The 18444-nt window shown below is 67.1% G+C and carries 16 protein-coding genes and 1 pseudogene; 10 read left to right on the top strand and 7 right to left on the bottom strand.

Annotated features, from left to right (window positions below; genetic code table 11):
- A pseudogene (locus Tchar_RS00785) lies at positions 1-297 on the top strand (DNA helicase II); the annotation flags it as partial.
- Between the two features lie 61 nt (positions 298-358).
- On the opposite strand, the gene Tchar_RS00780 reads toward Tchar_RS00785, so the two are convergent.
- The 3 genes from Tchar_RS00780 to Tchar_RS00770 all read right to left on the bottom strand — a co-directional run bounded on the left by Tchar_RS00780 (position 359) and on the right by Tchar_RS00770 (position 2591).
- Positions 359-1132 carry a BPSS1780 family membrane protein gene (locus Tchar_RS00780; RefSeq protein ID WP_144327186.1) on the bottom strand — a complete coding sequence of 258 codons (774 nt, stop codon included), beginning with the start codon at positions 1130-1132 and terminating at the stop codon, positions 359-361.
- 154 nt (positions 1133-1286) lie between these two features.
- A complete protein-coding gene (locus Tchar_RS00775; RefSeq protein ID WP_144327185.1) occupies positions 1287-2240 on the bottom strand; it encodes a homoserine kinase in 954 nt (317 codons plus the stop codon).
- Positions 2241-2246: 6 nt separating this feature from the next.
- A complete protein-coding gene (locus tag Tchar_RS00770) occupies positions 2247-2591 on the bottom strand; it encodes a hypothetical protein (protein WP_144327184.1) in 345 nt (114 codons plus the stop codon).
- A 235-nt stretch (positions 2592-2826) separates the two neighbouring features.
- On the opposite strand from Tchar_RS00770, the gene polA reads away from it, so the two are divergent.
- Both polA and Tchar_RS00760 read left to right on the top strand, forming a co-directional pair.
- On the top strand, positions 2827-5661 hold the full coding sequence (gene polA, locus Tchar_RS00765) for a DNA polymerase I (RefSeq protein ID WP_144327183.1): 2835 nt from the start codon (positions 2827-2829) through the stop codon (positions 5659-5661).
- A gap of 198 nt (positions 5662-5859) precedes the next feature.
- Positions 5860-6768, top strand: a complete 909-nt coding sequence (locus Tchar_RS00760) for a dienelactone hydrolase family protein (protein ID WP_144327182.1) — start codon at positions 5860-5862, stop codon at positions 6766-6768.
- Between the two features lie 57 nt (positions 6769-6825).
- On the opposite strand, the gene Tchar_RS00755 is transcribed toward Tchar_RS00760, so the two are convergent.
- The 3 genes from Tchar_RS00755 to Tchar_RS00745 form a co-directional block, all read right to left on the bottom strand.
- Positions 6826-7710: a sulfurtransferase gene (locus Tchar_RS00755; RefSeq protein ID WP_144327181.1), complete on the bottom strand. Its 885-nt coding sequence runs from the start codon at positions 7708-7710 to the stop codon at positions 6826-6828.
- On the bottom strand, positions 7707-8585 hold the full coding sequence (locus Tchar_RS00750) for a DMT family transporter (RefSeq protein WP_144327180.1): 879 nt from the start codon (positions 8583-8585) through the stop codon (positions 7707-7709). Before Tchar_RS00750 ends, Tchar_RS00755 begins: the two co-directional genes overlap by 4 nt.
- A gap of 168 nt (positions 8586-8753) precedes the next feature.
- Positions 8754-9920 (bottom strand): aromatic ring-hydroxylating oxygenase subunit alpha, encoded by a 1167-nt coding sequence (locus Tchar_RS00745; protein WP_144327179.1) that lies wholly within the window; start codon positions 9918-9920, stop codon positions 8754-8756.
- Positions 9921-10263: 343 nt separating this feature from the next.
- Here Tchar_RS00745 and xseB point away from each other — a divergent pair, with 343 nt between their 5' ends.
- From xseB to dut, 7 genes are all read left to right on the top strand, one after another.
- Positions 10264-10500: an exodeoxyribonuclease VII small subunit gene (gene xseB, locus Tchar_RS00740; protein WP_144327178.1), complete on the top strand. Its 237-nt coding sequence runs from the start codon at positions 10264-10266 to the stop codon at positions 10498-10500.
- Positions 10497-11441, top strand: a complete 945-nt coding sequence (locus tag Tchar_RS00735; RefSeq protein WP_408033518.1) for a polyprenyl synthetase family protein — start codon at positions 10497-10499, stop codon at positions 11439-11441. The genes xseB and Tchar_RS00735 overlap by 4 nt, the downstream gene beginning before the upstream one ends.
- Positions 11442-11490: 49 nt before the next feature.
- Positions 11491-13395, top strand: coding sequence for a 1-deoxy-D-xylulose-5-phosphate synthase (dxs, locus tag Tchar_RS00730; protein WP_144327177.1), 1905 nt, complete (start codon positions 11491-11493; stop codon positions 13393-13395).
- A gap of 329 nt (positions 13396-13724) precedes the next feature.
- Positions 13725-14804 (top strand): TRAP transporter substrate-binding protein, encoded by a 1080-nt coding sequence (locus tag Tchar_RS00725; RefSeq protein WP_144327176.1) that lies wholly within the window; start codon positions 13725-13727, stop codon positions 14802-14804.
- Positions 14805-14963: 159 nt separating this feature from the next.
- The gene (locus tag Tchar_RS00720) at positions 14964-15575 is read left to right on the top strand and encodes a TRAP transporter small permease subunit (RefSeq protein WP_144327175.1); all 612 of its coding nucleotides are present in this window, start codon (positions 14964-14966) and stop codon (positions 15573-15575) included.
- Between the two features lie 34 nt (positions 15576-15609).
- The gene (locus tag Tchar_RS00715; RefSeq protein ID WP_144327174.1) at positions 15610-17424 is read left to right on the top strand and encodes a TRAP transporter large permease; all 1815 of its coding nucleotides are present in this window, start codon (positions 15610-15612) and stop codon (positions 17422-17424) included.
- 29 nt (positions 17425-17453) lie between these two features.
- The gene (gene dut, locus Tchar_RS00710; protein ID WP_144327202.1) at positions 17454-17903 is read left to right on the top strand and encodes a dUTP diphosphatase; all 450 of its coding nucleotides are present in this window, start codon (positions 17454-17456) and stop codon (positions 17901-17903) included.
- Positions 17904-17934: 31 nt separating this feature from the next.
- On the opposite strand, the gene Tchar_RS00705 is transcribed toward dut, so the two are convergent.
- A complete protein-coding gene (locus Tchar_RS00705) occupies positions 17935-18432 on the bottom strand; it encodes an FKBP-type peptidyl-prolyl cis-trans isomerase (RefSeq protein WP_144327173.1) in 498 nt (165 codons plus the stop codon).
- Positions 18433-18444: the final 12 nt, after the last annotated feature.

Here is an 18444-nt window from a genome sequence, read left to right as displayed (position 1 = left end):
GGGGGCGGGATGCCCCAGCCCGCCTGGGGGCGCAGTGCGCTGGGTGAGGAGGCACCTGGCACCTGGTTGCCGGGGGTGGGACCCGCAGCGCGTGCGCCGGGCCGCGCCGAGCCGGCAGTCAGCGCCAGCGGCGCCGAAATTCGCGCCGGCATGACGGTCTTTCACGCCAAGTTTGGCGAAGGGCGGGTGCTGGCGATCGAAGGACGGGGCAGCGATGCGCGCGCCCAGGTCGATTTTCGCCGCCATGGCACCAAATGGCTGGCGTTGGCAGTGGCCAAGCTCACCCCGGTGGAGTGAGACGCCGCGGCGTGCTGCCAATCGCTTGGGAAGTGGCCGGGAGCGAGTCGCAGCGCACCGCTCAAGCCGGTGGCTGGCCGTCGTTGGTCAGGAAGCTGTCGCGAAACGTGAAGTACAGCGAGGTGAAGAACGCGGCGCTGAGCAAGGCCGCCACCGGAAACATCAGCACCTGCAACACGCTCGCGCCGCCGAGCCATTGCGCCAGCAGCACCAGTACCAACGACACCGCCAGAAAAACCGCGCTCCACCCCAGCATGAACACCAGCAGCGCGCCTTTGTTGGTCCAGCAGGCCACCCAGCTGAAAAAAAGGCTCTTGACCGGGTGCACGCCATGCCAATGCACCAGCGCCGGGGCGTGCCAAAACAACAGACCGAGCGGTATGTACAGCACCCCCTGCCAGGCCAGGTTGCGCAGCAACGCCCCTTCTTCCAGCTTGGGCTGGCCGTCTTGGCTTTCCAGTGTCAGCGTGGGTGCACCCGACAGCCAGCCCGCCAGCGCCATCACGATCAGCGAGCCCACCGCGTACAACGCGCCCAGCAGCAGCATCGCGCGGGCGCGCTCGCGTCCGGCGCGAAAGGCACTGGCCAGAACGATGGGCATCGGAAATTGACCACGGTCGGCCTCTTTGGCCGCCGCCATCAGACCCAGGGTGGCGGCCGGCAGCAGCGCCAAGGCCAGCGGCGCGCCCACCAGCGGCACCATGGCCAGCACACTCACGGCCAAAATGAACATGAAAAACAGCCCGCCCATGGCCAAGGGTTGGCGCGCAAAGGTGCGCAGCCCCAGCCGAACCCAGTGCAGGCCGGTGCGGGCGGGAACGTGGTGCAGTTTCATCGGCGGTGTCGGAAACGGCGCGAAGATACGGTCGGAGCCAAACAGGGTGCCGCAGACACCGGCGTCATGACGCCGGCACTACCGGCGGTGCGGCATCCCGCAGCAGCGCTCGTCGTTGGCCAAGATGCGGGCGGCATGGTCAGGCCCGAACGCTTCAACATTCTGCCAGCCGCGCGCGCAGCACGCGTTCAAAGTGCGCTGGATCGTGCGGCTTGAGCACCGCTGCCTGCCGCGGCAAATACCAGTCCCACAAGCGCGAAATCCAAAACCGCAGGGCGCCGGCGCGGCGCAGCGCCGGCAGCAGCTGCCGCTCGCTGGCGGTCAGCGGCCGCACGGCTTCGTACGCATCCAGCAGGGCGTCGGTACGCGCCGGGTCCGCCGCCCCCGTACTCAGGTCGATGCACCAGTCGTTCAAACACACGGCCAAATCGAACAACCAGGTATCGCAACCGGCGAAGTAGAAGTCGAACACGCCGCTGAGCCGCTCACCGTCGAACATCACGTTGTCGCGGAACAGGTCGGCATGTACCGGCCCGCGCGGCAGCCCTTGGTACGCCGGGCTGGCGGCGATGTGGTTTTGATACGCCAGCTCGGCCTGCAGCAGCCGTGCCTGCTCGGGCTGCAGGTGCGGCAGGATGACCGGCACCGTTTCGTTCCACCACGCCAGCCCGCGCAAATTGGGTTGTTCGCGGTCGTAATCCCGCGCGGCCAGGTGCATGCGTGCCAGCATCGCCCCCACCTGCGCGCAATGGGCTGGCTCGGGGGCCAACACGCTGGCCCCCTGCAAACGGTTGACCACCGCTGCCGGCTTGCCCTTGACGGTATGCAAAATGGCGCCGGCTGCGTCCGCCTGCGGGTCGGGCACCGGAATGCCTTTGCCCGCCAGATGCTTCATCAGGTGCAAATAAAACGGCAACTGCTCGGCGCTCAAGCGTTCGAACAACGTCAGCACCCACTCCAGACGCTGGCCCTCGCGCTCGGTGCTGACGAAGTAATTGGTATTTTCGATGCCGCCGGCGCAGCCGGCCATGTCGATCAGGCGACCCAGCCCGAGCCGCTGCATCAGGTCGGCCGCCTCGTCGCGGCTCACCTCGGTGAAGACGGCCATGGCGGATCAGAACCGCAAAACGCGCCAGCGGCGTGTGCCGGCGCCGGAGAGTTCGTCCGGGCGCGCGCCGTCGATCGGGCGCACATCATAGCCCGGCAGGGCCGAGCGCGTCTGTACTTCGATGCTGCGGGTCTGTCCGCCGATGCGCCATTCTTCGACCCGGCTGTGCCCGTCGGCATGTATCAGTCGTTCGACCTTCGGCTCGGGAAAGCGTGCGGCCGACGCCTCAGCGCTGGGGGCTGGCTGTGCGCAGGCCAGGGTGGCCGCGCACAAGCCGGTGATGGCCGCAGCCGCCACACGACAACCGGGCCGAGCTGGACGGTCGGCAGCGGTTACGATGGACGTGTGCACCGAAGGCAGCGGCCGACCACGGAGATGACGGGAGATGCGAGGCATAACCGCCCAATTGTATGCTGCCGACGCGCTCGCGGCTGTGCGCGGTGCTGCCTTGTAGCCTGCTGCTGTTGGTTGCGGCCGGCCAGGCGTGCACGCACTTGCCGCTGGCGCGGAGGCGGCCATCGACAGCGCCGTGTTTTTGTTGCTGCGCCCGCGCCACGGCAGCCCCCGCTGCCGCCACAATAGCACCATGACGCAGACCGCTTCTTCCGAACCGCTGCTGGTGCTGGTGGATGGCTCCAGTTATCTGTACCGAGCGTATCACGCCATGCCCGATTTGCGCGCCGTGCCTGGCGACCCTGACAGCGCGCCTACCGGGGCCATCCGTGGCATGGTCAATATGGTGCAGGCCCTGCGCAAGAGCCACCCCACCGATCATCTGGCGGTGGTGTTCGATGCCGCCGGGCCGACGTTTCGGGAGCAGCTCTACCCCGAGTACAAGGCGCACCGCGCGCCGATGCCGCCAGACCTGCGCGCGCAAATCGAGGCCATCCAGGAGTGGGTGCGCTTGAGCGGGTTGCCGGTGCTGGTGGTGCCGGGGGTGGAGGCTGACGACGTCATTGGAACTCTGGCGCGCTGTGCGGCGCAGCAGGGGTGGCGGGTGCTCATCATCAGTGGCGACAAGGACCTCAGCCAGTTGGTCGATGAGCGCATCACGGTGATCGATACGATGAGCGGCAAGGTACGCGACCGCGCGGGGGTGCAGACCGAGTTTGGCGTGCCGCCGCATTTGATGGTGGACTACCAAGCCCTGGTCGGCGATGCCGTCGACAACGTCCCAGGGGTGGACAAGGTGGGGCCCAAGACGGCCGCGAAATGGCTGCAGCAATACGGCTCGCTGGACGCGATCGTGGCGCATGCCGACGAGATTGGCGGCGCCGCCGGGGCGAATCTGCGCCGCGCCTTGTCGTGGCTGCCCACGGCGCGTCAGCTGCTGACGATTCGCACCGACTGCGATTTGCGCGATCACGTCCCGGGCTTGCCGGCACTGGATGCGTTACGCGTGCGCGCGCCCGATGCCGCTGCGCTGCGGGCGTTTTACGAACGTTATGGGTTCAAAGGGCTGGTGCGCGCGTTGGCCGAGGCCGAAGACGGCGACCGCGTGCAGGCGGGCGCGGCCACGGCGGCGCCAGCGGCGGGCGATCGGGCCAGCCTGGCGCTCGAGGGCGATGGCGGCCCTGGCGCGGCCACCACCGAGCGCGGTGGGCTGCAGGCGGCGCCGCTGCAGGTGGACATCGTCAGCGATGAAGCGACGCTGCAGCGCTGGTTGCAGCGGCTGCGCGCGGCGCCGCTGGTGGCGCTGGATACCGAAACCACGTCGCTGGACGAGTTGCAGGCGCGGCTGGTGGGGATTTCGGTCGGCGTCGAGTCAGGGCAGGCGGCCTATATCCCGCTGGGGCATACCGGTGCCGAAGCGGTGGGTCGTCAGTTGCCGCTGGCCCGTGTCTTGGCGGCGTTGCGCCCGTGGCTGGAGGATGCGGCCGCCCCCAAGTGCGGCCAGCACACCAAGTACGACCGCCACGTCTTCGCCAACCACGGCATTCAGGTGCAAGGGTATGTGCACGACACGCTGCTGCAAAGCTATGTGTTGGAGGCCCACAAACCGCACAGCCTGGACAGCCTGGTCGAGCGCCATCTGGGGCGGCGTGGCCTCAGTTATGAGGACGTCTGCGGCAAAGGGGCAGCGCAGATTCCCTTTGCTGCGGTGCCGCTGCCGCGTGCCGCCACCTACGCGGGAGAGGACGCCGAGATGTGCCTGGCCGTGCACGAGGTGCTGTGGCCGCGCCTGCAGGCGGCGCCCGCCCTGCTGCGCATTTACGAGCTGGAGATGGCGGTCAGCGCCGTCCTGTGGCGCATGGAGCGCCACGGCGTGTTGATCGACGCGGGCGAGTTGCAGCGCCAAAGCGTGGAACTGGGGCAGCGCATCCGCGCGCTGGAGGCCGAAGCGCACGCGCTGGCCGGAGTTGCCTTCAACCTGGGCTCGCCGAAGCAAATCGCCGAGGTGTGCTTTGAGCGGCTGGGGCTGCCGGTACTGAAAAAAACCCCCGCCGGCGCCCCCAGCACCGACGAGGAGGTGCTGGAAAAACTGGCTGAGGACTATCCGCTGCCCGCCTTGATCCTGCAGCACCGCACGCTCGCCAAGCTCAAAGGCACCTACACCGACAAACTACCGGCCATGGTCAACCCGGCCACCGGGCGGGTGCACACCCGCTTCGCGCAAGCCGTTGCCGTCACCGGGCGCTTGGCCAGCAGCGACCCCAATTTGCAAAATATCCCCATTCGTACTCCTGAGGGGCGGCGGATCCGGCAAGCCTTCATCGCGCCGCCGGGCTGCTGCATCGTCAGCGCCGACTACTCGCAAATCGAGCTGCGCATCATGGCGCACCTGAGCGAAGACCCGGCGCTGCTGCGCGCCTTCGCCGAAGGCCAGGACGTGCACCGTGCCACCGCCGCCGAGGTGTTCGGGGTCGATGCCAGCCAGGTCACGCCCGAGCAGCGCCGCTATGCCAAGACGATCAACTTCGGCCTCATCTATGGGATGAGCCCCTACGGCTTGGCCAAGGCGCTGGGCATCGACGCCAGCGCTGCCAAGGCCTATATCGACCGCTATTTCGCCCGCTTCGCCGGCGTGCAGGCCTACATGGAGCGCACACGCGCCCAGGCGCGCAGCCTGGGCTATGTGGAAACGGTGTTCGGGCGCCGCCTGTACCTGCCCGACATTCGCTCACCCAATGGCCCGCGGCGGTCGGCGGCCGAGCGCGCCGCCATCAATGCGCCGATGCAGGGCACAGCGGCCGATCTCATCAAGATGAGCATGGTGGCGGTGCAGCAGGCGCTGGATGCCGCCGGCTGCCGCACGCGCATGGTCTTGCAAGTGCACGACGAACTGGTGTTCGAAGTGCCGCAAGACGAACTGGACTGGGTGCGGCGCGAAGTGCCGCGCCTGATGGCGCAGGTGGCGAGCCTGCGCGTGCCTCTGGTCGCCGAAGTGGGTGTGGGCGCAAACTGGGAGCAGGCGCATTGAGCACGCGTGGCAGCAGCATTAGCGCTCGCGTGGATCAGCGGAGTCGCTCGCCGGGGCCTCGTGCTTGCGGTGACGATCATGCGACGCACGCGGTGGGTTGACCCTGCACATGGTGGTTTTATGCCTTCTCTTTATACGCTAATCATATGATCGCGCAACCGCCGTGGCGCTGGTGCTGCGGCAACCAAGGAGACCCCCATGGCCCTGACGACGACCCAAACCCGTGATCTGCAGGCACTGCTCGATGCTGCACCCGACGTGCCCGCGGCCGCCCCGAACCGGCGAGCCGTTTTGCGTGCCGCGCTCGGTGTCGGGTATTGTGCAGCGGCTGCGCCGCTGGTGGCACAAACCGCCATCCGTACCCCCGCCGACGGCTTGGTCGCGGGCGAAGTGTCGATGGCCGTCGGCGGCACCTCCGTGCCGGTGTATCGGGCCGCACCGGCGGGGCGCACGGGTTTGCCGGTGATTTTGGTGATATCGGAAATCTTCGGCGTGCATGAGTACATCGCCGACACGGCGCGCCGCTTTGCCCGTGCGGGCTATTTGGCGCTGGCGCCGGATTTGTTCGTGCGCCAGGGCGACCCGCAAAGCTACGGCGAGCTGGCCCGCCTGCTCAGTGAACTGATCGCCAAGGTGCCCGACGCCCAAGTGATGGGCGATTTGGACGCCTGCGTGGACTGGGCGGCGGCCAACGGGGGCGATGTCGCGCGCTTGGCCGTGACCGGATTTTGCTGGGGCGGACGGCAAACGTGGCTGTACGCCGCGCACAGCCCGCGCGTCAAGGCGGCCGTGGCCTGGTACGGACGCCTGGAAGGCGAGCGCAACGCGCTGCAGCCGCAGCATCCCATCGACGTGGTCGGTGTGCTCAAGGCGCCGGTTCTGGGGCTTTATGGTGCGGCAGACACGGGCATCCCGCTGGCTTCGGTGGAGCGCATGAAAGCGGCGCTGGCGCAAGGCAGCCCGGCGGCGCGCGCGAGCACCTTCGTGGTCTATCCGGACGCGCCGCACGCCTTCCACGCCGACTATCGCCCGAGTTACCGCGCCGAACCCGCGCAAGACGGCTGGCGCCGTTGCCTGGATTGGCTGCGGCAGCACGGCGTCGTATGACGCGCGGGCCGGATCGCTGAATAGCCCCCCACCGTGGGTGGGGTGTACGGTCGGGCATCAGACCGAGCGCGCGCACGGGCGCGCGGGGTCGGCGCACCACTCACTCCAGCTGCCGGCGTACAGGGCCGGGGGCGACCAGCCGGCCAGCGTCATCGCCAGGACGTGGGGGGTGGCGCTGACGCCACTGCCACAGTACACCACCACGCTGCCGGGATCACGTCCCGCCAGTAGAGTCTCCCACTTGGCGCGCAGTGTCGCCGCCGGTTTGTAGCGGCCGTCTGGGGTGAAGTTGTCGGTCCATGGCCGATTCAGCGCTCCCGGGATGTGGCCAGCCACCGGATCCAGCGGCTCTTGCTCGCCGCGGTAGCGTGCGGGCGCGCGTGCGTCCACCAAGGTTTGTTTGGGGCGGCCCAGCGCGGCGCTGACGTCGGCAGCGCTGCACAGTGGCAGTGCTGCCGGCTTGACCGGGTAGGCAGGCGCCGGGGCGGCGGCCGGTGCATCGCCGCTTTCCGTCTCCCCTGCGCTGGCCAGCCAGGCGTTCCAGCCACCGTCCAACACGGCCACCGCGGTGTGCCCACACCAGCGCAGCAGCCACCACAGGCGGGCGCTGGTCATGCCGCCCTGTCGGTCATAGGCCACCACAGGGTTGTCGGGGCCGATACCCCAGGCGGCAAGGCGCTGCGCCATCACCGCCGGCGTGGGCAGTGGATGGCGACCACCACACAGAGCCGCGTCGGCGCCAGCACTCAGATCATCGTCCAGATGCAGGTAATGCGCACCGGGGATGTGCGCATGCCCATACTGCACGCGCCCGGCTGCGGGGTCGGCGAGGTCGAAACTGCAGTCGAACACCCGCCAGGCAGCGCCGGCGGCCAAGGCGGCGCGCAGGGTGGCGGCGTCGATCAGTCCGGTCGTCGGGAAGGCGGGGTTGGCAACGCTCATGCGTGTTCTTCGGCAGGTAGTTTGGGGACCGCCCGTTCGCGCAGAAAGGTGGCGGCTACGCCGCTGCCGACGATGAGCAGCATGCCCAGCCAGCCGATCAGCGGCAGCCGGTCATCGAAGATGATCCATCCATACAGCGCTGCAAAGGCGATGCCGAAGTATTGCAGATTGGCCACCACCAACGTGGCACCGCTGGCGTAAGCGCGCGTCATGCACAGCTGACCCAGCACGGCGAACAAGCCGATGGGCAGCAACCACGCGGCCTGCGGCGTCCACAGCCCATGGCCGCCGATGACGGCGGTACCGGCAAAGCCCGCGGCGGTCGCCCCCAGCGAAAAGTAAAACACAGTGCGGGTTTCCGGCTCGCCGGCGCGGGCCAAGGCGGCGACTTGCAGGTAGGCCAGAGCCGAGGTCAGGCCGGAGAGCAGCCCGGCCAGCCCGCCCAGCGCCGCCGTGCCATCGAAGGTGGGCCGCAGCACCAGGGCGACGCCGCCAAAGCCGATCAATACGGTGGCAAACAACGGGGCTTGGTCGCGCCATGGTTGCGCGCCGCGCTGCCACAGCAATGCCCCGCCCAGTAAAAAGGCGGCCACCCACACGCTGCTCATGTAGTTGAGTGTCATGGCGGTAGCCAGCGGTAGCTGCGCGATGGCATAAAACCACGCCAGCAGCGACAGGGTGCCGACGATGGTGCGCCACAAGTGCATGCCGGGCACGCGCGTGGCCAGCGGCACCCCGCGCAGACGGGCCAGCACGGCCAAAAAAATGACGCCGATGAGCCCGCGGTAGCCCACCACCTCGAAGCTGTGGAAGTGGGCCGAGGCAAATTTGATGCACACCCCCATCGACGCAAACAAAAACGCGCCCAGCACCATCCACAGGGCTTGGGTGGGGCGCGGGGCCGAGGGGGGGTGCGCGCGCCAACGGCGGCCGACATCGGCCGTGTGGCCGGTGTCGGTGGCGCCGGTGTCCGAACCGGCAGCGCCGCTGCCGGGTGCGCCACGCGCTGCGGCGCGATCGATGGTGCGGTGGCGGCTCAGGGCTTACCCCGCCAGGTCACCTTGCGTGGGCCAGCCCATCTTGGCGCGGTACCACTCATGGAAGTGCTGCATGCCATCTTCCATCGGGCTCTGGTACGGACCCACCTCACTGGTGCCGCGCTGCATCAGGGCTTTGCGCCCGGCGTCCATACGCTCGGCGATTTCGTCGTCTTCGACCGCCGTTTCCATGTAGGCCGCGCGCTGTGCTTCCATGAACTCGGGCTCGAACGCGGCGATTTCTTCCGGATAGTAAAACTCGACCAAATTGAGGGTTTTGTCTACCGCGATCGGATGCAGTGTGGAGATCGTGAGCACGTGCGGGTACCACTCGACCATGATGTGCGGGTAGTAGGTCAGCCACACCGCGCCGTGCTCCGGCAGCCGGCCTTCGCGGTGGCGCATCAGCACCTCGTGCCAGCGCTGGTACACCGGGCTGCCCGCTTTGGTGGCGAGATCTTGCACCCCCACCGTCTGCACCGAGTATTCGCGCCCGAACTGCCAGCGCAGGTCGTCGCAGGTGACGAAGTTGCCCAGCCCGGGGTGGAAGGGCACCACGTGGTAGTCCTCCAGATAGACCTCGATGAAGGTCTTCCAGTTGTAGTTGCACTCGTGCAGCTCCACGTGCCCCAGCACCATGCCTTCGAAGTTGAAGGCATCGCCCACCTGCATATCGGCCAAGTCGGCGGCGATGTCGCGGCCGTTGTCTTCGAACAGCAGACCGTTCCACTCACGCAACGGCCAGCGCTGCAGGTTCAGGCATGGGTCCTGCGCGAAGTGGGGGGCGCCAATCAACGTACCGGTGGGCAGGTTGTGGCCGAGCCCGCCGCTGTACGTCCAGCGGTGCAGCGGGCACACGATGTGACCGCCGGCGTGCGCCTTGCCCTCTTGCAACAGATTGCCACGGCCCTTGAGCATGACGGCCTGACGGTGGCGGCAGACGTTGCTGACCAGCTCCACCCCGCGTTCGGTGCGAATCAGCACGCGGCCATCGCCCTCGTGAGGCAGCGCGAAATAGTCTCCCACGTGGGGCACCGCGTTGGCGTGGCCCACATAGCGAGGGCCGGACTGAAAGATCGTCTCTCGCTCGCGCTGCAGCAGCGCTTCATCGAAATACACGGACACCGGCAGCTGGCTGCGTGCCTGCTGCAAGGAAAGGCTCAAATCGGACATGATGACCTGGACCTCGAACAGCCCCGCGGCGGGGCGAATGTGCGTGACTCGTGTGCGAACGGAGACGACGCGGGTTGGGTGGGGACACCTCCTTGTGGGGAGAAAGGACGATCCCCCGCCAGCCGAACGTTCAGCCGCGGGGGATATGCGATTGTAGTGCCAAAGCGGGTTGGCGGGCAAGATGGCGTGGCTGTCCTAAAATGTGTATCAATGGCATAGGGGACTCTTGTTTGTCCGACGCCCCGTGCGCTGCGCGGCGTCGACTGCCCTTCGTGCTTTTCGAGGCGGGGTCCTCGGCCTGTGATGCCGGCCCCCGCGCCCTCCATCGACGCCCATCGCTGCCATGCCCGACGCTTCCCTCTCGACTCCGGCCACGCCCAGCTACGAGGCGGCGGTGCAGGAGCTCGAATCCCTCATCAGCCGCTTGGAATCGGGCCAGATGCCGCTGCAAGAGCTGCTGGGCGCTTACCAGCGCGCCAACGAGCTGTTGACGTACTGCCGGGCGCAGCTGCAGGCGGTGGAGGACCAGATCCGTATCATCGATGGCGAACGCAGCCGGCCGTGGGAGCCGGGCACATGACGATGATCCGGTTCGCGCCCACGGGCACGGCGCTGGCCTGGGACGATTGGGTGGCGCAGCGTCTGCGCCAAATGGAGGCGTGGCTGGCCGCGCATCTGCCGGCGGACGCCCCGGCGGGGCTGGCGCAGGCGATGCGCTACGCCGTCCTCGATGGCGGCAAACGACTGCGCCCGTTGTTGGCCCTGGCCGCCTGGGAGGCGGTCGTGCCTGGCGACGAACAAGCGGACCCGGAGCCAACCGACGTAGTGTGGGCGGCGGCCGGGGCGGTGGAGCTGATTCACGCCTACTCGCTGGTGCACGACGATTTGCCTTGCATGGACAACGATGTGCTGCGCCGCGGCAAGCCCACCGTGCACGTGCGCTTCGGCCAAGCGCAGGCTTTGCTGGCCGGGGATGCGCTGCAGGCCCTGGCCTTCGAGTGGTTGACCGCGCCACCGTGGGCGGCGCAGCGGCCGGCGCTGGCGGTGGCGTTGGTGCGCGAGTTGGCGCAAGCGGCCGGTGCCCACGGCATGGCCGGCGGTCAGGCCATCGATCTGGCCTGCGTGGGCCGGCGCATCGATCGGGCGGCGCTGGAGGACATGCACCGGCGCAAGACCGGTGCGCTGCTGCTGGCCAGTGCGCGCATGGGGGCGCTGGCCGGTCAGGCGGACTCAGCGGCCTTGGAGGCAGTCAGCGCCTACGCCCGCGCACTGGGGCTGGCGTTTCAGATCGTCGATGACGTACTCGACGCCACGGGCGATACCCAGGCGCTGGGTAAGACCGCCGGCAAGGATGCGGCGGCCGACAAGCCCACCTATGTGTCGCTGCTGGGTTTGGAGGCGGCGCGGGCGTGCGCCGAGGCGCAGTTGGAGCAGGCGCTGGCCGCGTTGCAGGCGTTGCCCGCCGCGCGCGTGCAGCGCCTGGTGGATGTGGCGCACTGGGTGATCCGGCGCAGGCATTGATGCCCCCGCGCCTGCGTGGCGCGGCTGGGTAATGAAGGGAAATCGCCAGATGAGCGGATTGCTGACTTCGATCGACACACCTGCCGACCTGCGCCGGTTGCCGCGTGAGGACCTGCGGGCGCTGTCCGATGAGTTGCGCACGTTTTTGGTGCAAAGCGTGGCGCGCACGGGCGGACACTTTAGTTCCAACCTCGGTACGGTGGAATTGACCGTCGCGCTGCACTACGTCTTCGATACCCCGCACGACCGGCTGGTGTGGGACGTGGGCCACCAAACCTACCCCCACAAGATCCTGACCGGGCGGCGTGAGCGCATGCATACGCTGCGCCAGCTTGGGGGATTGAGTGGTTTTCCGGTGCGCAGCGAAAGCGAATACGACGCCTTTGGCACCGCGCACTCGTCCACCAGCATCTCGGCGGTGCTGGGCATGGCGGTGGCAGCGCATCTCAAAGGCGAGCGGCGGCGCGCCATCGCCGTCATCGGCGACGGCGCGATGACGGCGGGGATGGCCTTCGAGGCGCTGAACAATGCGGGTGTCACGCGGCTGCCGTTGCTGGTCGTGCTCAACGACAACGACATGTCGATCAGCCCGCCGGTAGGGGCACTCAACCGCTACTTGGCGCAACTGATGAGTGGGCGCTTCTACGCCGCCGCCAAACAGGTGGGCAAACAGGTGCTCAGCGTGGCGCCGCCCCTGTTGGAGCTGGCCAAGCGGCTGGAGGAGCACGCCAAGGGCATGGTGGTACCGGCCACGCTGTTCGAAAAATTCGGCTTCAACTACATCGGCCCGATCGATGGGCACGATTTGGATGCGCTGGTGCCGACGCTGGAAAACATTCGCCGCTTGCTCGATGACGGTGCCGGGCCGCAGTTTTTGCACGTGGTTACGCACAAAGGGTACGGCTACAAGTTGGCCGAAGCCGACCCCATCGCCTACCATGGGCCGGGCCGTTTCGACCCCGCCGTCGGCTTGGTGCCGCCGGCACAGCCGCCCAAGCCAACGTTCAGCGCCGTGTTTGGACGCTGGCTGTGTGACATGGCCGAGCGCGACAAACGGCTCGTCGGCATCACCCCGGCGATGCGCGAAGGCTCGGGCATGGTCGAGTTTCATCAGCGCTTCCCCGACCGCTACCACGATGTCGGCATCGCCGAGCAGCACGCCGTCACGTTTGCTGCCGGGTTGGCCTGCGAAGGCCTCAAACCGGTGGTGGCCATCTACTCGACCTTCTTGCAGCGCGCCTACGACCAAGTCATTCACGACGTAGCGTTGCAGAATTTGCCGGTGGTGTTTGCGCTGGATCGCGCCGGCATCGTCGGTGCCGACGGCCCCACCCACTGTGGCGCCTTTGACATCGCGTTTTTGCGCTGCGTGCCCAACGTCTCGATTGCCTGCCCGGCCGATGAGGCCGAGTGCTATCAACTGTTGACCACGGCATTCGAGCAGTCGCACCCCGTGGCGGTGCGCTACCCGCGCGGTGCTGGGGTGGGGACGGCGTTGCCGGCCGAGCCGCGCGCCTTGCCCTTTGGCCGCGGCGAAGTGCGGCGGCAGGGGCGCGGGGTGGCGATTTTGGCCTTCGGCACACTGCTGTATCCGGCGCTGCAGGCCGGCGAGGCGTTGGGGGCGACGGTGGCCAATATGCGCTGGGCCAAGCCACTCGACACCGATTTGCTACGTGAGTTGGCCAGTAACCACGAGGCCCTGGTGACGCTGGAGGAGGGCGCGGTGGCCGGTGGGGCGGGGGCGGCGGTGTTGGAGTGGCTGGCGCAGGAGGGGTTGCTGCGGCCCACCCTGCAGCTGGGTCTGCCCGATCGCTTCATCGAGCATGGCGATCCGGCGCAGCTATTGGCGCGGCTCGGGCTGGATGCCGATGGCATCGAGCGCACGGTACGGGCGCGCCTGGGGGCCTACCTGCAGGCGCGCCCGACATTGGTAGTGGTGCCGCCAGCGGCCTAAAATGCGGTGCGCCGCCGCGCGCTCGCAGTCCACGACCCGCTTTGGCCCTGGCGCGGGCGCGGGCAGTCCAGGCACTGGCCGCGCAACGACGCTGCCTACGGGGTGCCCGGGCTGCCACCCCCGTTCATCGCCACCGCTTTTGGCGGGCTTGAAGAAAGTATCGGCGCCCGTGAAAAGTCTTCAAAAAGCGGGGTGGGACGACGTTTACTTGGGGAAAACCCGCCCCTGTGGCGCTTCGGCGCTCCGCTACACTGCGGAACGCTTCGTGTGTGTGCACCGAAGCGAATGGGCACGCGGTACGTCATTTTTCAGACTCAGGAGCTCCTTTCATGGATCGTCGTTCCGTCATCAAACACGCCGGCCTGGCCGGTATTCTGGCCGCAGGCGCGGCGCCCGCCGTGCAGGCGCAGCCGACCATCCGTTGGCGTCTGACCTCCAGCTTCCCCAAGTCGCTCGACACCATCCACGGCGCGGCCGACGTGTTCGCCAAGAAGATCGGCGAGATGTCCGGTGGCAAGTTTCAGGTGTCGGTGCACGTGCCCGGTGAACTGGTGCCGGCGTTCGGGGTGGTGGACGCGGTGCAGCAAGGCACGGTCGAAGCGGGTCATACGGCCCCGTACTACTACTTCGGCAAGGACGACACCTTTGCCATCGGCACCGCCATTCCGTTCGGCATGAACAGCCGGCAGTTGACGGCATGGTTCTACGACGGCAACGGCATGAAGCTGATGCGCGAGTTCTACGATCAGTACAACATCGTGAACTTCCCCGGCGGCAACACCGGCGCCCAGATGGGCGGCTGGTACCGCAAGGAAATCAAGAGCCCGGCCGACATCAAGGGTCTGAAGTTCCGCGTCGGCGGCTTTGCCGGCAAGGTGCTCAGCCGTCTGGGCGGGGTACCGCAAAACATCCCGGGTGGCGAAATCTACCAAGCGCTGGAAAAGGGCACCATCGACGCCACCGAATGGGTCGGGCCGTACGATGACGAGAAGCTCGGCTTCTACAAAGTGGCCAAGAACTACTACTACCCCGGCTGGTGGGAAGGCGGTGCCCAACTCGACTTCTACATCAACAAAAAGGCCTATAACGACCTGCCCAACGACTACAAGGCGATGGTGGAGGCGGCGGCATCGCACGCCCACACGACCATGCAGGCCATGTACGACGCGCGCAACCCGGCCGCTCTCAAGCGTCTGGTGGCCAACGGCGTCAAGGTGCAGGCGTTCCCGAAGTCGGTGATGGACGAGGCCTTCAAACAGGCCATGGAGCTGTACGAGGAGCTCAGCGCGAGCAACCCGAACTGGAAGAAGGTCTACACCGACTATCGCAACTTCCAGCGCGACGCCAACCTGTGGTTCCGCTTCACCGAGGCGCGCTTCGATAGCTACATGCAGTCGGTCAAGCTGTGACGCCTGCGGGCGTGTGCCGCAGTGGCGCTGCGGCATAACCACGGCGCTGGACCCCGCCGCGGCGGGGGGTTTTTTGTGTCGCCCAGCGGCGCCGACCGGCGCCGCTTCGGCTAGACTTCGGGCCCGCCCAAACCGGGCGGCGACCGTGGAGAAGACGACATGAACCTGTTGTTGCGTGTGGCGCGCGGCATCGACGGCCTGAACCGGGCCGTCGGCTGGAGCGTGATGTGGTTGATTCTGGCGGCGACGCTGATCAGTGCCGGCAACGCGGTGGTGCGGCGTGTGTTCAACGTCAGTTCCAACGCCTGGCTGGAGGTGCAGTGGTACCTGTTCGCCGCCGTTTTCATGCTCGGTGGCGGCTACGCCTTTTTGCGCAATGCCCACGTGCGTATCGATTTCGTCTCGGCCAAGCTCAGTGCGCGGGGGCGCAACTGGATCGACGTCATCGGCATCGTGGTGTTTGTGCTGCCGCTGTGCGCGATGATGATCAAGCTGGGTTGGCCGCTGTTCGAGCGCGCCTGGGTCAGCGGAGAAATGTCATCCAACGCCGGGGGACTGGTTCGCTGGCCGGTGTACCTGCTGATTCCGGTCGGTTTTGCCTTGCTGGCCTTGCAAAGCCTCTCGGAGTTGATCAAGCGCGTGGCGTTTTTGCTCGGTCGCGAGCGCGATCCGCTCGACCACACCGGCCCGAGCGAGGCCGAGATGCTGGCCAAAGAAATCGCGGCGGCCGAAGCGCAGCGGGCGCAGCACACCACCGTCGCCGCCCGCTGAGAGGGCACCCGCACCCGTTTGAGGACGGCTCGTCATGGCCGCATTTCTGCACGACAACTTCGTCCCGGTGATGTTTGCCGGGCTGCTGTTTTTTTTGCTCACCGGCTTTCCCGTGGCCTTTGCCTTGGCCGCCACGGGGCTCTTTTTTGGCTTCATCGGCATGGAAATCGGGTTGTTTCCGGACAACCTGTTCCAGGCCCTGCCGCTGCGTGTGGTTGGCATCATGCAAAACGACACGCTGCTGGCGATCCCGTTTTTCACCCTGATGGGCATCGTGCTGGAGCGCAGCCGCATGGCCGAAGATCTGCTGGACACCGTCGGGCAGGTATTCGGTCCTGTGCGCGGCGGCCTGGCGTTTGCCGTGGTGCTGGTGGGCGCGCTGCTGGCGGCCACCACCGGGGTGGTGGCGGCAGCGGTGATCTCGATGGGGTTGATCTCACTGCCCATCATGCTGCGCTACGGCTACAACCGCGCCATCGCCACCGGGGTCATCACCGCCTCGGGGACACTGGCGCAGGTGGTGCCGCCATCGCTGGTGTTGATCGTGCTGGCCGATCAGCTTGGCCGTTCGGTGGGCGATATGTACGCCGGCGCGTTGGTGCCGTCGCTGCTGCTGATCGGGCTGTATCTGATCTTCATCGCCGCGGTGGCGCTGCTGCGGCCATCGTGGGTGCCCGCCTTACCACCCGAGGCGCGCATCTACCGGGAAGACAACGGTGCCAGCGGCCACCGTTCGCTGCTGGTGCTGTTGGTGCTGGTGACACTGGCCGGCTGGGGGTGGGCACAGGTGCATGGCCAAGTGCTCAACCCGCTGCTGGGGCGGGCCGCCGACGTCGCCGCGCCCACCGATGAGGTGGTGGTGTTGTCCACCACCGTGGCGGCCCTGTTAGCGCTGCTGTTGGCGGGTCTGAACCGCCTGTTGCGTCTGGGCTTGCTGTCGCGGCTGGCGGAGCAATTTACCTTCGTGTTGATTCCGCCATTGGTCTTGATCTTCCTGGTGCTGGGAACGATTTTCTTGGGCGTGGCCACGCCCACCGAAGGGGGCGCCATGGGGGCGGTCGGCGCGCTCATCATGGCGGCGCTGAAGCGCCGGCTGAGCTGGACGATCGTGCGTCAGGCGCTGGAGAACAGCACCAAGCTCTCGATTTTCGTGCTGTTCATCCTGATTGGCTCCACCGTCTTCAGCTTTACTTTCAATGCGGCCGACGGCCACATTTGGGTCGAGCATCTGTTCGATGCCATTCCGGGCGGTGTGATCGGCTTCCTGGTGGTGGTCAACCTGCTGGTGTTCGTGCTGGGGTTTTTCATCGACTTCTTTGAGATCGCGTTCATCGTGGTGCCGCTGCTGGCGCCGGTGGCCGACAAGATGGGTATCGACCTGATCTGGTTCGGCGCGATCCTGGCGATGAACCTGCAGACATCGTTTCTGACGCCGCCGTTTGGTTTTGCGCTGTTTTATCTGCGCAGCGTCGCCGCCCGCGAGGACTACACCGACGCCGTGACCGGCCGCCGCATCCCAGCCGTCAAAACCACGCAGATCTACCAGGGCTCGATCGCCTTCATCGTGCTGCAGCTGATCATGGTGGCGGTGTTGATATGGCAGCCACAGCTCGTCACCGGCAATATCCAGAAGGCCGTCGAAGGCGACATGGACGCGGTGCGCCAGCAACTGTTGGAGATGCCGGTCGGCAACGAGGAGGACGGGGCCAACCCGTGGGGTGAGGAAACCACCGAACCGACAGCCGAGGGTGACGGCGCCGACCCAGCCCCGGCGGCCGAAGACGCTGCGCCGCAGCAAGACGATCCGATGGAGGCGCTCAAGCGCGAGATGCAGGAGCGCAAGCCGTGAACGGTGCCGCCGAAAGCACGGCAGCGCGGCTGCAGGTCGATGTGCGGATCCTGGACGAACGCTTGCGCGAGCGGCTGCCCAGCTACGCCACCCCGGGCAGCGCCGGCATCGATTTGCGCGCCTGCCTCGACGGCCCGCTGACGCTGGCGCCCAACGCATGGGAGTTGGTGCCCACGGGGTTGGCCATCCATTTGGCCCACCCGGGCTACGCGGCGCTGATCCTGCCACGCTCCGGGCTTGGACACAAGCACGGGCTGGTACTGGGCAATCTGGTGGGTCTGATCGACAGCGACTACCAGGGGCAATTGATGGTCAGTGCCTGGAACCGCAGCCCGGTGCCGTTTACGATCGAGCCACTGGAGCGCATCGCCCAGCTGGTCATCGTCCCGGTAGTGCAGGCGCAATTTCGCATCGTCGACAGCTTTGCGCAGGCCACGCTGCGCGGCGAGGGCGGCTACGGCTCCACCGGCCGGGGCTGAGCGCGCGCCGGTACCGCCGGGGAATGCGCCGTCAGGGTGCGGTGCGCAGCTGAAAAAAACCGGCGCCGGCGCTGCCCCGGCCGACCTCTTCGGCCGAGGCCTCGCGCACGTCGTGAATGCGCAGCGACAGCCGCAGCGCCATCCCCGCCAACGGATGATTGCCATCCAGCACCACGTGCTCCGGGTAGATGTCGCTGACGAAGTAGAGCCGATCGCGTGGGGCATTCGAGGAGCAGCCCGACGGCAGGCCTTCGAAGATCATGCCGACTTCCAGGCTCGGCGGAAACGCCGAGCGCGGCTCCAAAAAAATCAGTTGATCGTCGAAGTCACCGAAGGCCTGCTCCGGCTCCAGGTGCAGCTCGAGGCGGTCACCCGCTTGGCGACCTTGCAGCGCCTGTTCGATGCTGGCGAGCAAGTCACGCCCGCCGACCAAGCACTCCACCGGCTCGTCACACTGGTCGAGTACCTCGCCCGTGGTGTCTTTCAGGGTCCAGCTCAGGCTGACGACGCAGGAAGGGGTCACTTTCATTGGACAATTGTC

Source organism: Tepidimonas charontis (genome assembly GCF_007556685.1).
GTDB lineage: Bacteria > Pseudomonadota > Gammaproteobacteria > Burkholderiales > Burkholderiaceae_C > Tepidimonas > Tepidimonas charontis.
This window is presented reverse-complemented; position numbering and strand designations above follow the sequence as displayed.

What these genes read in the sequence shown, in the direction of transcription:
- Tchar_RS00780 (WP_144327186.1), bottom strand. Translation starts at nt 1,132, where the DNA reads ATGAAACTGCACCACGTTCCCGCCCGCACCGGCCTGCACTGGGTTCGG.
- Tchar_RS00705 (WP_144327173.1), bottom strand. Translation starts at nt 18,432, where the DNA reads ATGAAAGTGACCCCTTCCTGCGTCGTCAGCCTGAGCTGGACCCTGAAA.
- Tchar_RS00720 (WP_144327175.1), top strand. Translation starts at nt 14,964, where the DNA reads ATGAACCTGTTGTTGCGTGTGGCGCGCGGCATCGACGGCCTGAACCGG.
- Tchar_RS00775 (WP_144327185.1), bottom strand. Translation starts at nt 2,240, where the DNA reads ATGGCCGTCTTCACCGAGGTGAGCCGCGACGAGGCGGCCGACCTGATG.
- polA (WP_144327183.1), top strand. Translation starts at nt 2,827, where the DNA reads ATGACGCAGACCGCTTCTTCCGAACCGCTGCTGGTGCTGGTGGATGGC.
- Tchar_RS00760 (WP_144327182.1), top strand. Translation starts at nt 5,860, where the DNA reads ATGGCCCTGACGACGACCCAAACCCGTGATCTGCAGGCACTGCTCGAT.
- Tchar_RS00735 (WP_408033518.1), top strand. Translation starts at nt 10,497, where the DNA reads ATGACGATGATCCGGTTCGCGCCCACGGGCACGGCGCTGGCCTGGGAC.
- Tchar_RS00715 (WP_144327174.1), top strand. Translation starts at nt 15,610, where the DNA reads ATGGCCGCATTTCTGCACGACAACTTCGTCCCGGTGATGTTTGCCGGG.
- Tchar_RS00750 (WP_144327180.1), bottom strand. Translation starts at nt 8,585, where the DNA reads ATGGTGCTGGGCGCGTTTTTGTTTGCGTCGATGGGGGTGTGCATCAAA.
- dxs (WP_144327177.1), top strand. Translation starts at nt 11,491, where the DNA reads ATGAGCGGATTGCTGACTTCGATCGACACACCTGCCGACCTGCGCCGG.
- Tchar_RS00725 (WP_144327176.1), top strand. Translation starts at nt 13,725, where the DNA reads ATGGATCGTCGTTCCGTCATCAAACACGCCGGCCTGGCCGGTATTCTG.
- Tchar_RS00755 (WP_144327181.1), bottom strand. Translation starts at nt 7,710, where the DNA reads ATGAGCGTTGCCAACCCCGCCTTCCCGACGACCGGACTGATCGACGCC.
- Tchar_RS00745 (WP_144327179.1), bottom strand. Translation starts at nt 9,920, where the DNA reads ATGTCCGATTTGAGCCTTTCCTTGCAGCAGGCACGCAGCCAGCTGCCG.
- xseB (WP_144327178.1), top strand. Translation starts at nt 10,264, where the DNA reads ATGCCCGACGCTTCCCTCTCGACTCCGGCCACGCCCAGCTACGAGGCG.